Origin of the sequence: Methylocella sp., from assembly GCF_044226135.1 — a bacterium.
Lineage (GTDB): Bacteria > Pseudomonadota > Alphaproteobacteria > Rhizobiales > Beijerinckiaceae > Methylocapsa.
Genome location: NZ_JBGAHM010000020.1, coordinates 1 through 14,706 on the forward strand (window position 1 = coordinate 1; position 14,706 = coordinate 14,706).

General features: G+C 71.3%; 12 protein-coding genes. 5 read left to right on the forward strand and 7 right to left on the reverse strand.

Annotated features, from left to right (window positions below; all coding sequences use genetic code 11):
• Window positions 1–468, forward strand: a 468-nt coding sequence (locus tag ACILRB_RS09970; RefSeq protein ID WP_395666143.1) for a rhodanese-like domain-containing protein, incomplete at its 5' end; no start/stop codon positions are given.
• Between the two features lie 31 nt (window positions 469–499).
• On the opposite strand, the gene ACILRB_RS09975 is transcribed toward ACILRB_RS09970, so the two are convergent.
• The 3 genes from ACILRB_RS09975 to ACILRB_RS09985 all read right to left on the reverse strand — a co-directional run bounded on the left by ACILRB_RS09975 (window position 500) and on the right by ACILRB_RS09985 (window position 4,373).
• A complete protein-coding gene (locus tag ACILRB_RS09975; protein ID WP_395666144.1) occupies window positions 500–2,041 on the reverse strand; it encodes an undecaprenyl-phosphate glucose phosphotransferase in 1,542 nt (513 codons plus the stop codon).
• Between the two features lie 36 nt (window positions 2,042–2,077).
• Entirely contained in the window at window positions 2,078–2,875 is a 798-nt protein-coding gene (locus ACILRB_RS09980; protein ID WP_395666145.1) for a DUF7007 domain-containing protein, read from the reverse strand.
• A gap of 151 nt (window positions 2,876–3,026) precedes the next feature.
• Window positions 3,027–4,373, reverse strand: a complete 1,347-nt coding sequence (locus ACILRB_RS09985) for a hypothetical protein (RefSeq protein ID WP_395666146.1) — start codon at window positions 4,371–4,373, stop codon at window positions 3,027–3,029.
• Between the two features lie 216 nt (window positions 4,374–4,589).
• On the opposite strand from ACILRB_RS09985, the gene ACILRB_RS09990 reads away from it, so the two are divergent.
• The 3 genes from ACILRB_RS09990 to ACILRB_RS10000 all read left to right on the forward strand — a co-directional run bounded on the left by ACILRB_RS09990 (window position 4,590) and on the right by ACILRB_RS10000 (window position 8,668).
• The gene (locus ACILRB_RS09990; RefSeq protein ID WP_395666147.1) at window positions 4,590–4,994 is read left to right on the forward strand and encodes an Hsp20/alpha crystallin family protein; all 405 of its coding nucleotides are present in this window, start codon (window positions 4,590–4,592) and stop codon (window positions 4,992–4,994) included.
• Window positions 4,995–5,007: 13 nt separating this feature from the next.
• Complete coding sequence (lon, locus tag ACILRB_RS09995; protein WP_395666148.1) at window positions 5,008–7,440, forward strand: endopeptidase La; 2,433 nt, start codon at window positions 5,008–5,010, stop codon at window positions 7,438–7,440.
• A 112-nt stretch (window positions 7,441–7,552) separates the two neighbouring features.
• A complete protein-coding gene (locus ACILRB_RS10000; protein WP_395666149.1) occupies window positions 7,553–8,668 on the forward strand; it encodes a linear amide C-N hydrolase in 1,116 nt (371 codons plus the stop codon).
• Window positions 8,669–8,680: 12 nt separating this feature from the next.
• Here ACILRB_RS10000 and ACILRB_RS10005 read toward each other — a convergent pair whose 3' ends face one another.
• The gene (locus tag ACILRB_RS10005) at window positions 8,681–10,051 is read right to left on the reverse strand and encodes a phospholipase D-like domain-containing protein (RefSeq protein WP_395666150.1); all 1,371 of its coding nucleotides are present in this window, start codon (window positions 10,049–10,051) and stop codon (window positions 8,681–8,683) included.
• 279 nt (window positions 10,052–10,330) lie between these two features.
• Here ACILRB_RS10005 and ACILRB_RS10010 point away from each other — a divergent pair, with 279 nt between their 5' ends.
• Window positions 10,331–11,701 carry a murein L,D-transpeptidase family protein gene (locus ACILRB_RS10010; protein WP_395666151.1) on the forward strand — a complete coding sequence of 457 codons (1,371 nt, stop codon included), beginning with the start codon at window positions 10,331–10,333 and terminating at the stop codon, window positions 11,699–11,701.
• 26 nt (window positions 11,702–11,727) lie between these two features.
• On the opposite strand, the gene ACILRB_RS10015 is transcribed toward ACILRB_RS10010, so the two are convergent.
• The 3 genes from ACILRB_RS10015 to ACILRB_RS10025 all read right to left on the reverse strand — a co-directional run bounded on the left by ACILRB_RS10015 (window position 11,728) and on the right by ACILRB_RS10025 (window position 14,670).
• Window positions 11,728–11,973, reverse strand: a complete 246-nt coding sequence (locus ACILRB_RS10015; protein WP_395666152.1) for a hypothetical protein — start codon at window positions 11,971–11,973, stop codon at window positions 11,728–11,730.
• Window positions 11,974–12,583: 610 nt separating this feature from the next.
• Window positions 12,584–13,042, reverse strand: a complete 459-nt coding sequence (locus tag ACILRB_RS10020; protein WP_395666153.1) for a nucleoside deaminase — start codon at window positions 13,040–13,042, stop codon at window positions 12,584–12,586.
• Between the two features lie 119 nt (window positions 13,043–13,161).
• Complete coding sequence (locus tag ACILRB_RS10025; RefSeq protein ID WP_395666154.1) at window positions 13,162–14,670, reverse strand: acetyl-CoA hydrolase/transferase family protein; 1,509 nt, start codon at window positions 14,668–14,670, stop codon at window positions 13,162–13,164.
• Window positions 14,671–14,706 lie beyond the last annotated feature (36 nt).

Consider the following 14,706-nt stretch of genomic DNA (forward strand, 5'->3'; position numbering starts at 1 on the left):
GGCGCGACGCCCGAAACGCTGACCGGCGCGCGCACGATCGACGCCGCCGGCGTCGCGGAACTGATCGCGTCCGGCGGGCCCCTGCTGTTGCTCGACGTCGGGCCGGCCGACCGCCGTCCGCCCTCGCTTGCGCCCGACGCCGTGTGGATGCCGGCGCATCGCTCGATTCCGGGCGCGACGTGGCTGCCGGGGGCTGGGCTCGGCACGGACGATCCGGCCTATGCCGCGGCCTTCCGCGACCGCATCGCGACATTGACGGGCGGCGATCTCGATCGGCCGATCGTCGTCTTCTGCCAGCCGAACTGCTGGGGCAGCTGGAACGCCGGCAAGCGCCTGATCGGGCTCGGCTACAGGCGCGTGCTCTGGGCGCCTGGCGGCGTCGACGCCTGGCAGGCGGAGCATGAGGTCGCGACCGTCAGGGCCGATCCCGTCTGGGCCCGCGCCGCCCCCCAGGGAGCGCCGCAATGACGCCGGCCGCGCTCTGGCGCGGCGCCGGCCGTCAATAGGCGCGCGCGGAAAAGACCTCGCGCAGGACAGTGAGCGCCATGATCCTGAGATCGAAGGCCACGGACCAGTTGTCGATGTAGTAGAGGTCGCAGCGCACGCGGTTCTCGATCTCCTCGACCGTCGTCGTCTCGCCGCGCCAGCCGTTGACCTGGGCCCAGCCGGTGACGCCGGGCTTCACCCTGTGGCGCACGGCGTATTGCTTGACGACGTCGGCGAACAGCCGGTCGGCCGCCTTGGTGTTGGGCGCATGCGGGCGCGGGCCGACAAGCGACATCGTGCCGTCGAGGACGTTGAACAGCTGCGGCAGCTCGTCGAGGCTGAAGCGCCGCAGCCATTTGCCGATCCGCGTCACGCGCGGGTCGCCGCGCACGGTCTGGCGGTCGGCGAGGACGTCCGTCATATGCGTGTGCATGGTGCGGAACTTGTAGCAGGTGAAAAGGCGATTGTTGAAGCCGAGCCGGGGCTGGCGGAACAGCGCCGGGCCGGGACTGTCGAGCTTCACGGCGACGGCGATGAGCGCGAGCAGCGGCGCGAGCAGGAGCAGCGCGAGCGACCCGAAGCCGTAGTCGAGGCAGGCTTTCTTGACGGCGCGCCAGTCCTTGATCGGCGTTTCGCTGACCGAGATCACCGGATTGGCCCCGACCGCCGCGAACTGGCGTCCGTGATAGGAGACGCCGGCGAGGTCGGTGGTGAGGCACAGGTCGGCGACGGCGCTCGACAGGCCCTGCAGCACGGCGGCGATGCGGTCGACGGCGGACAGCGGCAGAGCCACGGCGATCACGTCGACGCGCGCGTCGCGGCTGTCGCGCAGCAGATCGGCGAGCGAGCCGCGCACCGGCACGCCCGCATGAACGCGCGGAACGCGGCCCGAGCGCAGCCTGTCGTCATAGACGCCGACGATCTCGAACAGGTCGGGCTCGGCCTGCAGCCGCCGGATGAATTCGGCGCTGAAGTCGCTGACCGCGAAGATGGCGACGCGGCGGCGGAAGCGGCCTTCGCTCAGCCAGCGCCCGAAGACGCCGCGAAGGCCGAGCCGCGACGCGACGAGCAGAAGGGCCCCGGCCGCGCCGAAGGCGAAGGGAAAGGCGCGCGCGAAGCCGCCCTGCGCGCCCGAGAGAAACAGGCACAGCGCCGCCGCGACGGCGGCGGCGAGGCTGGATTTCAGCAGCGTCGCGAGGCCCTGCGCGCGCCCGCGCGAGGCGATGGCGCGAAGCCGTTCGAGGTCATGCGCGCCCGAGGCCGACAGCGTCGCCGCGCCCGCGACGACGCCCGCGAGACAGGCGAGCGCGAGCGCGCCGCCGGCCGGCGGCGGCCCTGACGCCGCTGCGAGCGCGGCCGAGGCCGCGCCGCCCGCCGCGACGAGCGCCGCCACGTCGAGGGCGGCCAGCGCGCCGCGGAAGACCGGCGCGGACAAGGCCCTCTGGCCGCCGCGCGCGGGCGCTCCCCGGACGCGGATCGCCGATCGCTCGGCGGTCATGGGCTCGGCGGTCATGGGCTCGACGCTCATGGGTTCGACGGTCATATGTTCGGTCATGGATCCGCGCTCTCCGCTTGCGCCAAGACTGAAGGCTCAATCCTGTCCCGGCCTTGCGGCAAGGTTCCAGCCCGGGGCCCTGAACAGGGGCTCCTCGGGCGTCTCGTCCGCCGTCGCCGCGGCATGGCGCGCGGGGTCGATCACGAACGGCCGGCCGCGCCCGCGATGAAGCTCATCGAGCGGCGCCGCGAAGAGGCGGAGCGGGCCGCCGCCAGAGTCGAGGCTCGCGCCATAGGGCGGATCGCCGCCGAGCTTCGCGCGCACCAGGGCGCGGCCGTCGGCGGCGCGCCCGAGAGCCGCGCAGGGCGCGTCGAGCGCGATCCATTGGTCGCGCCGCTCGCGGTGGAAGCGCATCACGGGCAGGTCCCAGATCTCGTCCATGTCGAGCGTGGTCTCGAACCAGGATTCATAGTCTTCGGGCCGCCACGCCCTGAGCGTCTCGCGGCCGAGCTCATAGAGCGAGCGGCCTCCCGCCGCTCCGGCCGGGATCGCGTCGAAGATCCGCGCGAACACGACGGCGACGGCGGCCCATTCGACGCGGTCCTCATACCAGCCGTCGGCGCTGCGCAGGGCGCGTGGCACGGCCCTCTGGCGGCGCGGCGCGAGATGATAGCCGCCGCGCTCCTGCGTCTTGAACCAGCAGAGCCCCGGGGCGACCTCCGCCCAGTCGACGAGCGCCCCCCAGGGCGACAGCGCGGGCGGGCGGGCGCCCTGGCGTGTGCGCAAGAAGCCGAAGACGCGCGGCCGCGGCGCCGCGCGCGCGGCGAAGAAGGGCGCGAGGCTAAAGGGCGCGGGCGCGATCAGATCGGCGCTGTCGAGCGTGAGCGGCGGCATCGCTTGCGGTCTCCTGCGGCTCGCCGCGCCCGCAGCTTCGGGCGGAAGGCGGACGGGCCGACGCTTCGGGGGTCTCGCCAGAAGCATAGGGCGCGAGGCGCTAGCGGCCGCTTGCCGCAAACCACAGGATTTTAGCGAAGGGCCGCGCCGCTCAGCGGCAAGAGGCGGTGAAGGAAAAATCGCCCTTCGGCCCGCCGTCGAGCGGGGCGACGTCGCGCAGCGCGATCGTGGCGAGCCCGGGCCCGCGCGGCGCAAGCCGCGCGATCGCCACATGCGACCAGATTTGCGGAGCCTCGCGCGCCGAGGCCACGCCGCCGGCTTCGACCCGCGCCGAGGCGACGGGCCGGTCGAACAGCACGAACAGCGCGCCGTCGCCGCAGGCGATCGAGGGCGCGCCCGGAGGCCCGAGCCGCACGTCCCGCTTGCCCGACTTCAGGTCGGGGCCCGGGCGGAAGAAGGCCTCCGTCACGGCGAGCGGCCGGGCGGGCTCGGGCGGCGTGACGCCATGTTCGGAATTATAGGCGAGCGCCCGGGCCGAACGTTCGCCCGGCAGCCAGACGAAGGGGCGTTCATCCTTGAACGAGTCGCGCGGCGCGGCGACGATCCGCGTGACGCGCTCGTCGTCGCCGCCAAAGGGCGCGCGCGGAGGCTGCGGGCCGTCGACGTCATAGGCGGCGAGCCAGCCGCCGCGGCCGCGCCAGTCTGGCGCGAGCGCCGGGCCGCGCGTCGGCGCGTCCGGCGGCAGGCGGGCGGAGAGAACCTCGTCGAGCCACAGCGCCATGAAGGAGAAGTCGGCGACGTTGTGGAAGGTGTGATAGGCGCCGCCGTGGAAATGGCCGAGCTGGCTCGCGACGGTGATCGGCGCGCCCTGCGCGGCGCGGCTTTTCGCATAGGCGTCATGGGTGATCTTCGGCTCATAATCCTGAACGTTGGTCTCAAGGCCGCCGTAGAAATCGCCCGGGTCCGACAGAAAGAGATGCGGCGTGGAGAGCGGCGGCGAGAACGGCGGCCGGTCGATCTCGTCGAGGCCGACGACGGCGAGGACGCGCTGCGGCGGCCGTTCCGGATCGGGGTTCGACAGCAGCGGGCTCGCCGCCGTGCGCCCCGCCGCCGCGGCCGAGGCCGAAAAGCCGAACAGCGCCACGCCGAGATGCGCGAGTTCGGGCCGCGCGGGCAGACGGCGCGCGCCGTCGGCGAGCGCGTCGAGAATCAGGCGCGCGTTCGCGTCCTGCTCGCGCCAGTCGAGCTTCAGGGCGAGAACCAGCGCGTTATATTTGCGGGCGAGCGCGCGCAGACGCGGATCGTCGGGAGGAAGCGCGTCGGGCGAGGCGTTGACGAAGGCGAATCGCGCCGGGCTGTCGGCGTCGGGCAGATAGGCCGAGGCCGCGCCGAGCCGCCCCCGCCACGCCTTCGCCGGAAGCGGATCGGGCGCGGCGAAGGCCGGCTGCGCCGGCGCGGCCATGAGAAAGGCGAGAAGGAGGGCGCGCCAGTTCGGCATGCAGACGCTTTCGGCAGCTTTTCGAGCGGAATCGCGCGCCGGGCCTTGCGGAGCCATGGCGCCCGCGCGAGCTTAAGGGCGGCCGCGCCGTTTCTCCAATAACGCCTGCGTTGACGTCCGGCCGCGGCGCGTTTGCGAAGGCCGCGCCTTCGGGATAGAAGGCGAAGCTCCGGAGCGCGCGGGCTTTTGTCGTCCGCCCGCAAGGAGGATCTCCCGATGAAGGACGATGATGCGCGGACCTGGATGTGGTCCGACGCCGTCGAGGTCTTGAGCCGCGCCGACCGCCTGCACCGCCAGCTATTCCAGCTCGCCGCCACGCACGCGCGGCGCCCGAGCTGGGAGCCGCCGGTCGATCTGTTCGAGACGGAGCGCGAGGTGCTCGCGCTCGCGGCGCTTCCGGGCGTCGATCCCAAGGACATCGCGCTTCGCGTCGAGAACGGCTCGCTCGTCATTTCGGGCGAGCGCGTGCTGCCGCCGCAGGCGCGGGCGGCGGCGGTCCACAGGCTCGAGCTGCCGCAAGGGCGCTTCGAGCGCGTCCTTCCCCTGCCGTCCGGCCGTTACGAGGTCATGGCGCCCGCCATGCTGAACGGCTGCCTCGTCATAAGCCTGCGCAAAATCTGATCGGGGGTCTTCGATGGATCCGTTCGCTCCGGCGCGCTATTCGCGCGCGGTCTATTCCGCCGACGACTCCGCCGCCGGCGCGCCGCAAGCCGGCCCGCCTCAGGACGGCGCGCCCAAAGCCGACGAGCCGCTGATCATCGTGCCGGTGCGTCGCTTCGTGATGTTTCCGGGCGTGGTGCTGCCGGTCACGGTGCAGCGTCCGGCCTCGATCGCGGCGGCGCAGGAGGCGGCGCGCACGCAGCGCCCGGTGGGCGTGCTGATGCAGCGCGACCCGTCGCAGGACGCGGTCGACCCGCTCAACATGCATCGCTTCGGCGTCGTCGCCAACATCGTGCGCTACATCACGACGCCGGACGGCGGGCATCATCTCATCTGCCAGGGCGAGCAGCGCTTCTTCGTCGAGGAGTTCGTGCGCGCCGAGCCCTATCTCGCCGCGCGCGTGCGCCTGATCGAGGAGCCCGACGCCAGCGCGCCCGAGATCGAGGCCCGCTTCGCCCATCTCCAGGCGCAGGCGACCGAGGCGCTGCAGCTGACCCCGCAGACGCCGCCCGAGCTCATCGCCGCCGTCGCCAACGCGCCCTCGGCCTCGGCGCTCGCCGACCTCGTCGCCGCCTATATGGAGGCGACGCCGGAGCAGAAGCAGGATATTCTGGAGACGGTCGAGCTCAAGGCGCGCATGGACCTCGTCTCGAACATCCTCGCCCAGCGCCTCGAAGTGCTGCGGCTGCGCGAGGAGATCAGCCGCCAGACGAAAGCCACGATCGACGAACGCCAGCGCGAGATGCTCCTGCGCGAGCAGATGGCCTCGATCCAGCGCCAGCTCGGCGAAGGCGACGGCAAGGCGCAGGAGCTCGCCGAGCTCGCCGAAGAGATCGCCAGGGCCGACATGCCGAAGGAGGTCGAGGAGGCGGCGCGCAAGGAGCTGAAGCGGCTCGAGCGCATGCCCGACGCCTCGTCGGAATATGGCATGATCCGCACCTATATCGACTGGCTGATCGAGCTGCCCTGGAAGCTGCCGCAGGACGGCGGGATCGACATCGCCGAGGCGCGGCGCATCCTCGACGCCGACCATTTCGGCCTCGACAAGATCAAGCGGCGGATCATCGAATATCTCGCCGTGCGAAAACTCGCGCCGCAGGGCAAGGCGCCGATTCTCTGCTTCGCCGGGCCGCCCGGCGTCGGCAAGACCTCGCTCGGCCAGTCGATCGCCCGGGCGATGGGGCGCAAGTTCGTGCGCGTCAGCCTGGGCGGCGTGCATGACGAGGCCGAGATCAGGGGCCACAGGCGCACCTATGTCGGCGCCATGCCGGGCGACGTCATCCAGGCGATCCGCAAGGCCGGCGCGCGCGACTGCGTGATGATGCTCGACGAGATCGACAAGATGGGCGCGGGCGTCCAGGGCGATCCGGCCGCCGCCATGCTCGAGGTGCTCGACCCCGAGCAGAACGCGACCTTCCGCGACAATTACCTTGGCGTGCCGTTCGACCTCTCGCATGTGGCGTTCATCGCCACGGCGAACCAGCTCGAGACGATTCCGGGGCCGCTGCGAGACCGCATGGAGGTCATCTCGCTGCCCGGCTACACGGATCAGGAGAAGCTCGAGATCGCGCGCCGCTACCTGCTGCGCCGCCAGCTCGAAGCTAACGGCCTGGCGCCGGAGCAGGCGCAGATCGACGACGACGCCCTTGGCGAGATCATCCGCGGCTACACGCGCGAGGCGGGGGTGAGGACGCTCGAACGCGAGATCGGCCGCGTGCTGCGCCATGTCGCGGTGCGCGTCGCCGAGGGGACGGCGAGCGCCGTGCATGTGACCCGCGGCGACCTCGCCGAAATCCTCGGCCCGCTGCGCTTCGAGGACGAGGCGGCGATGCGCGTCTCGACGCCCGGCGTCGCCACCGGCCTCGCCTGGACGCCGGTCGGCGGCGACATCCTGTTCATCGAGGCGACGAAGACGCCGGGCCACGGCAAGCTGATCCTGACCGGCCAGCTCGGCGAGGTGATGCGCGAAAGCGTGCAGGCGGCGCTGAGCCTCGTAAAGAGCCGGGCGGATTCGCTCGGAATCGATCCCGCCGCTTTCGATCGCGCCGATATCCACGTCCACGTGCCGGCCGGCGCGACGCCCAAGGACGGGCCGTCGGCGGGCGTCGCCATGTTCGTGGCGCTGACCTCGATCCTGACCGGGCGCAAGGTGCGCAGCGATACGGCGATGACCGGCGAAATCAGCCTGCGCGGTCTGGTTCTGCCGGTCGGCGGGATCAAGGAGAAGGTCATCGCCGCGGCGCGCGCGGGCCTGACGCGCGTGCTGCTGCCGGCGCGCAACCGGCGCGACTATGACGACATCCCGGCGCAGGCGCGCGAGAAGCTCGCCTTCTTCTGGCTGGAGACGGTCGACGACGCGCTGGCCCAGGCGTTCGAGGAAGCCCCGGCGGTGGCCGAGACGGCGTGAGGCGCCGGTCGCGCGCCCGGCGCCGGCGCGCGACAAGACTTGCGGCGGCGCAAGGCCGCCGCAAGCTTCTTGTGGCGCAATGCCCGCGTCAAACATGCGGGGGGTCGCCATCATGGGTTTCGCAGTTCCGCGTTTCGCGGCGCCGTGCGCGCGCAGTCGCCTGCGGGTCGTCGCCCTTCTCGCCTGCGGCCTCGCCGCCGCGCCGGCTCTCGCCTGCACCAGCTTTCTCCTCAAGGCAAAGGACGGAACGCCCGTCTACGGGCGCACCATGGAGTTCGGGCTCGACCTCGAATCGTCGGTCTTCGTCGCCCCGCGCGGCTACGCCTATGACACGCAGCGGCCGCAGGGCGCGGCTGGCCCCAAATGGCGCGTGCGCCACGCCTATGTCGGGGTCACGGCCTTAGGCCTGCCCTTCGTCGCGGACGGGATGAACGAGAAAGGCCTCGCCGTCGGCGCGCTCTATCTGCCGGGCTTCGCCGGCTATGCGGCGCCCTCGCCGGCCAATACGGGGCGCGCCTATGCGCCCTATGAATTCGCGAGCTGGCTGCTGTCGACTTTCGCCACGGTCGCGGAGGTCAGGGCCGGGCTCGACGGGGTCGAGATCGCCGCCCTGCCGACGCCCGGATCGAGCTTCGTCCTGCCGCTGCATTTCACCGTTCATGACGCGAGCGGCGCCTCGCTCGTCATCGAGCCCATCGACGGCAAGCTCAAGGTCCATGACAATCCGCTCGGCGTCCTGACCAACGCGCCGACCTTCGACTGGCATCTGACCAACATCCGCAATTATGTGAAGCTGTCGCCGGTCGCCGCCCCGCCGCTGAAGATCATGGGCGAAACCTTCGCGCCGCTCGGCGAAGGCTCGGGCCTGCTCGGCGTTCCGGGCGACGTCACCCCGCCCTCGCGCTTCATCCGCGCGCTCGGCTTCGCCGTGTCGGCGGAGCCCGGCGCGGACGGGCCGCAGACGGTGCGCGTCGCCGAGCATGTAGCCAATAATTTCGACATTCCGGCTGGCCTCGTGCGCGATCCCGAGAAAGGCGCGCCGCGCGAGACGACCCAATGGACGGCGATCGCCGACCTGCGCGCGCGCAAATATTACATCAAGACCTATACTGACCAGACCCTGCGCGAGATCGACCTGATGAGCTTCGACCTCGACGCCAGGGAGCCCCGCGTCGCGCCGCTGAAGCCGCTCGCGAAGCCGCCGGCGCTGGAGTTTCCAGAGCCCTGAGCCGTCTGGCGGTCACAGCAAAGGGTCGAGCATGCGCGCCGCGCCCTCGATCGCGTCGCGCAGGTTCGAGACGGGCAAAACGCCTTTCTCCGTCCTGTCGCGCAGCGTCTCGATCCAGCGCTCCACGGCCTTGATCTCGGGCGCGCTGTAAAACACCGCATTGACCTCGAAATTGAGGAACAGGCTGCGCGGGTCGAGATTGACGGAGCCGACCATGGCGAGCCCGTCGTCGACGAGCAGGATCTTGGCGTGCACCATGCCGCCGACGAAGCGGATCACATTCACCCCCGCCGCCGCCGCGTCGCGCAGCGGCTGGCCGCGGGCGAGGTCGGCGACCGGATGATTCGAAGGGTCCGGCACATAGACGCGCACGTCGACGCCGCGATGGGCGGCGAGCGCCAGCGCCTCGGCGAGCGCGTCGGGCGGGATGAAATAGGGCGTCACCACCCACAGCCGGCGCTTCGCCGCGAAGATCGCCGACAGGATCGCGGCATAGACCGGATCGCCCGGCGCGTCGGGGCCTGAGGCCGCGATCTGGGCGATCGCCTCGCCCGCCGGCGGCGCGGGCCGCGCGGGCTCGACGTCACGGCCGGTCGCGAAGCGCCAGTCTGCGGCGAAGATCGCGGCGTAGTCGGCGACGGCCGGCCCCTCGATGAGGAAGGAGAGATCGCGCCAGCGCTTCGGGTCGGGCTCGGGGCCCATATATTCGCCGGCGACGTTGGCGCCCCCCGCCACCGCCCGGGCGTCGTCGGCGATGAGCATTTTTCGGTGGTTGCGCAGATTGGTGCGGGCGAGCGTCCGCAGCCTCACCGGAAGAAAGAAGGCCGTCTCGCCGCCCGCCCGCAGGATCGGGTCGAGCGCCCGCTTCGATGTGCGGAAGGAGCCGAAGCCGTCGAGCAGCAGCCGCACCTCGACGCCGCAGCGCGCGCGCTGCGCGAGCGCCTCGATCACCGCCGTTCCGACCGAGTCGGGATGCAGGATGAAGCTCGCCATATGCAGGCGGCGGTCGGCGCTTTCGATCGTCTCCATCACGCGGCGGTAGATGTCGACGCCGTCGGCGCAGAGCGCGACGCGGCAGCCGGCGCGCGCCGACGGCAGGCCGTAGCTTTCCATGAGCTTGTCGGCGCCGGCCTGCGCCGGCCGCAGCGACGCTTCGGGCGGCGGCGCGACGAGCGGCGGCTTGATCTCGCTCTCGCCCTTGAGCTTGCGCGCGCCGAACATGAGATAGGCCGGGATGCCGACGGGCGGAACGAGCAGGATCGCCATCAGCCACGCCGTCGTGCTCGTCGCCGCGCGGCGCTGGCGCAGGAGCTTCGGCGTGATGACGATCGTCAGGACGACGCCTGCGATCATCGCCAGATGCGAAGCGATGGCTGAAAGCAAGATGAAGGCCGCCCATGTCGAGATGCAGAAGCAAGCTTTTGAACATGGCGCCCCGCGCTCCGCAAGGACGGCGCAGGCTTGCCGTGAAAAATTAACCCGCGCGGGCGAAGCTTGCGCCGTGCGCGGCTCGCGCCTCCGCAATGCCGCCGCAAAGTTCGGCGAGCCTGAACGGCGCGCTCCAGGAGAGACGCGGCGCGCGAGAATTTTTCAGCGCGCGGGACTTATGCGGCGCATGGCCCGACGCCCGGTCGGCGCGCCTGAGCGGGGACAGGGCTTTCCATGCGAGAAAGCGAAACGCGGCCGCCGTCGCGGCCGGGGCTTCTTGCGCGCCTGCTGCGCGCGTCGCGGCGCCGGCGCGCGACCGCCGGGCTCGTCGTTTCATGCGCGCTCCTTTCCGTCCTGCCGCTCGCGGCCGCCCGCCCCGCTAAGGCCGGCGCGCGCTCCGAGGCGCCGGTTCCAGCGGCCACGCTCGCCCTCATGCGGGCGAAAGGCGTCGCGCCGGACGCCCCGATCCTGATGCGCGCCTACAAGAAGGAATCCGAGATAGAGGTCTGGAAGCGCAACGCCGAAGGACGCTACGTCCATCTCAAGACCTTTCCGATCTGCCGCTGGTCCGGCGCGCTCGGCCCCAAGCGGCGCGAGGGCGACCGGCAGACGGTCGAGGGATTTTACAGCGTCGCCGCGCGGCAGATGAATCCCAATTCGGCCTATTATCTCTCCTTCGACACGGGCTATCCCAACGCCTATGACCGCGCGCACGGGGGCTCGGGCTCGGCGCTGATGGTGCATGGCACATGCTCGTCCGCGGGCTGCTTCGCCATGACCGACAAGGGCGTCGCCGAGCTTTACGCGCTCGCCCGCGACGCGCTGCGCGGCGGCCAGGCGGCGTTCCAGTTCCAGGCCTTTCCCTTCCACATGAGCGCGCAGAACATGGCGCGCTACCGGGCCGACCCCAACATCGGCTTCTGGCGCCAGCTCAAGGAGGGTTCGGACCGTTTCGAGGCCACGGGCGAGCCGCCCGAACCTCTCGTCCTTGGCGGGCGCTACGCCTTCGCCCCCTACCCCGACGCCGAGAAGGAGGCGCTGGCGCTGGCGCGGCGCCTGCGCGAGACCATGCGGATCTCGAAATATGTCGCGCTCGGCAGCGCCTCCGTGCGCACCACCTATGTCGACGGCGGCCAGCATCCGAGCTTTACGGCGCAGCTCGCCCGCGGCGCCGACCTCGGCATGGTGAGCCGGCCCGAGGCGCTCGCCTACGCCGGCTTCGACGAGGTGCTGAGCCCGGCGCGCGGGCTTTGCGCGCGCAAGGGCGGCTGCCCCGAGACGATCATGGCCGGCCCTTCGCCCGCGCGGGCGAAGCCGGCGGCGGGCGACGTTCTGGCCGCCGCGGCCGATCTCGCGCCGAACGCCGACATGACCCCGGCGGCCGAGATGGCCCCCGAGCCGGCTGGCGAAGCCACGCCGCCGGACGCCGCCGCGTCGAGAGCCGCGGGACGAATCACCTTCGCCGCCGCAAGGGTCGTCGCCCTGCGCCAGCCCGAGCCCACGACGCTGCGGCCGACGCGCCTGTCCTATGAGCTGCAGCTCAAGACGCCGCCGCAGACGCTGATCGCCGGGGCCATGCCGATCCTCCCCGACGCCTGGTTCTGACGCCTGGCTCAGCCCCCGGCCTTCGCTCAGGCGAACGCCCTGCCGCGCTTGCGCTGCGCGACCGGCTGCGCCTCCGGCCGGGCCACGGGAGCCGAGAGGCGCCGCAGCACGCCGATCGACGGCGCGAAGAAATAGGCGCCGCCGACCATGAGAATGAAGCGCGCGAAATCAAAGGCCGGCTTGCGCGCGCCGTCTCCCGAATCCGGCGCCGCTCCGACGAAGCGCTGCGGCGCGTCCGGCTGGCCGATACTGGTCCTCGATCGAGGCGACATGGCATTTGAACAGAAGGCCGCGCCGTATCTCGTCGCTTGACGCGCCGGCCACCGCCGCGTCCTCGGCAAGTTCCGGCCCAAAGGCTATTCCGCGCCGCGTCATGCGACGCGTCTGCGTGCGCGCTCCGGCCGGCTTCACGACCTTCTTCTTGCGCGGATCGACGTCGCCCGGAACGTCGTCGCGCGGACAGGCCTTGCGAGTATGCGCGGCGGAGGGACATCTGACGCCTTGGCGGTCGTCGCGCCGTTCTTCATGTGGTCAGAGATCTCGCCCTCGACGCGGTCGCCGTCGCTCGTGAAGCTGTCGGCCTCCGCATCCTGCCCCGGCGCGCGCCGATCGTCATTGTCGCCGCGCGAGGGACGAGAAACGCGTCGCCCTTCACGCGGCCCCGCGCGCCAGGCTGGGAGACGCCGTCGGCCAAGCCGAAACGCTCATGCCCTTCCGTCGGCTTGAGGCGCAGGTCGCCGACCCCGGAGGCGACCTTCCTCCGCCCGTCGGCGGCGGCCTCTGAGAGATCCCATGAAACATGCCCGCCTGCATGGAGCCGGCGAGGATGAACATGCCGTGGATCGTCGCCTTGGCGGCGGCGGCCGGCGCGGCGGAAACCGTTCAGGCTTCGCCGCGCCGGCGCGCGTCAAACAGCGCCAGCGCCTCGTCGGCGAGAAGTCCGCCTTCGATCTCCATCGCGGCGAAGGGCGCCGCCGCGGCGAGGGCGCGCGCGCCGATTTCGATCTGGCCGAGCTTTTCGGCGAGCCGCGGAATCGACGCCCCATACACGAGCCGGTCGATTCCACACCAGAGACTCGCGCCCATGCACATGGCGCAGGGCTCTCCCGTGGCGTAGAGCGTCGCGCCCCTCAGCCGTTCGGCGCGCCCGGCGGCGATCACGGCGCGCAGCGCCTCCATTTCGGCGTGGGCGGTCGGGTCGCGCGCCGAGCGCCCGCGGTTGCGCCCGCGCGCGAGAAGGGCGCCGTCGCGCGTCACGACGGCGCCGAAGGGAAGATCCCCGAGCGCCGCCTCGTCGAGGGCGACGCGCATGAAGTCTTCGTCGCCCTCGCGTCCCGGCATGGCTCGCCTCCCCGAGCGCCGTTTTCCGGCGCGAATCGATCCGCGCCCGAAGCGGCGCGAAAGCGCCCGCGGTTTTGCGCCGGCCTGGCGAAAATCCTGCGCCTTTTCGGGCGGGCCCGCTAGATCTTCATCGTTCCCGTTTCGACGAAACGCTGGTGCCAGGACAGCGCCTCGCCGAGCAGGCAGGGAGACTGGCGCCCATAGGAGCCCTTTTCGGCGCGGGCGAAATAATCCTCGAGCATCGGCCGGTAATCGGGGTGCGCGCAATTGGCGATGATCACCGCCGCGCGCTGGCGCGGCGACAGGCCGCGCAGGTCGGCGAGCCCCTGCTCGGTGACGAGAATCTGCACGTCCTGCGAGATATGGTCGACATGGCTCGCCATCGGCACGATCGCCGAGATCGCGCCGCCCTTGGCGGTCGAGGGCGTCATGAAGATCGACAGATAGGCGTTGCGGGCGAAATCGCCCGAGCCGCCGATGCCGTTCTGGATGCGCGAGCCCATGACATGGGTCGAGTTCACGCGGCCGTAGATGTCGGCCTCGATCAGCCCGTTCATGGCGACGCAGCCGAGCCGGCGCACGAGTTCGGGATGGTTCGAGATCTCCTGCGGGCGCAGGATCATCCTGTCGCGGAAGCTTTTCATGTCGGCGTTGATCCGCTCGGCCGCCTCGGGGCTGAGCGAGAAGGCGGTGGCCGAGGCCATGCGCAGCTTGCCGGCGGCGAGCAGGTCGAGCATGCCGTCCTGGATCACCTCGGTGTAGGAGGTCATGTTCTCGAAGGGGGCGTCGAGGAGCCCGGTCAGCACGGCGTTGGCGACGTTGCCGACGCCCGACTGGAGCGGCAGCAGGCTCTGCGGCAGCCGGCGCCGCGCGACCTCGTGCCGGAAGAATTCGACGAGATGGCCGGCGATCGCCTTCGCCGCCGCGTCGGGGGCGGCGAAGGGCGCGTTGCGGTCCGGCGCGTTGGTCTCGACGACGGCGACGACCTTGTCGAGGTCGCAGCGGAAATAGGGCTCGCCGATGCGCTGGTCGGGCTTCGTCAGCGGGATCGGCACGCGGTCCGGCGGCAGCGCCGTGCCGTAATAGATGTCATGCATGCCCTCGAGCGCTTCGTTCTGCCAGGCGTTGACCTCGAGGATGATCGACTTCGCCTGGTCGAGCCAGGTCTTGTTGTTGCCGACCGACGAGGAGGGGATCAGCGCGCCGTCGGCGGCGACGCCGGAGACCTCGACCACCGCCGTGTCGAGCGTTCCGAGAAACCCCTGCCAGGCCATCGGCGCGACCTGGCTCAGATGCATGTCGACATAGTCCATCTCGCCGCGATTGATTCTCTCGCGCAGATAGGGGTCGGTGTTGAACGGAAGGCGAAACTCGATGCCGTCGGCCCGCGCCAGCGCGCCGTCGAGCTCCGGCCCGGTCGAGGCGCCGGTCCACACGCGCACCCGGAACGGATGGCCCGCCGCCCGCGCCTCCTCCATGCGCAGCGCGAGCGCCATCGGCACAGCCTTCGGATAACCTGATCCGGTAAAGCCGCTCATGCCGACGGTGGACCCCGAGGCGATCAGCGAGGCGGCCTTTTCGGCGCTGACCACTTTCTGGGCGAGCTTCGCGCACTGGATTCGTCCCAATCTCCCAACTCCCTGTTCTCGGCGCGGCGCGGACGA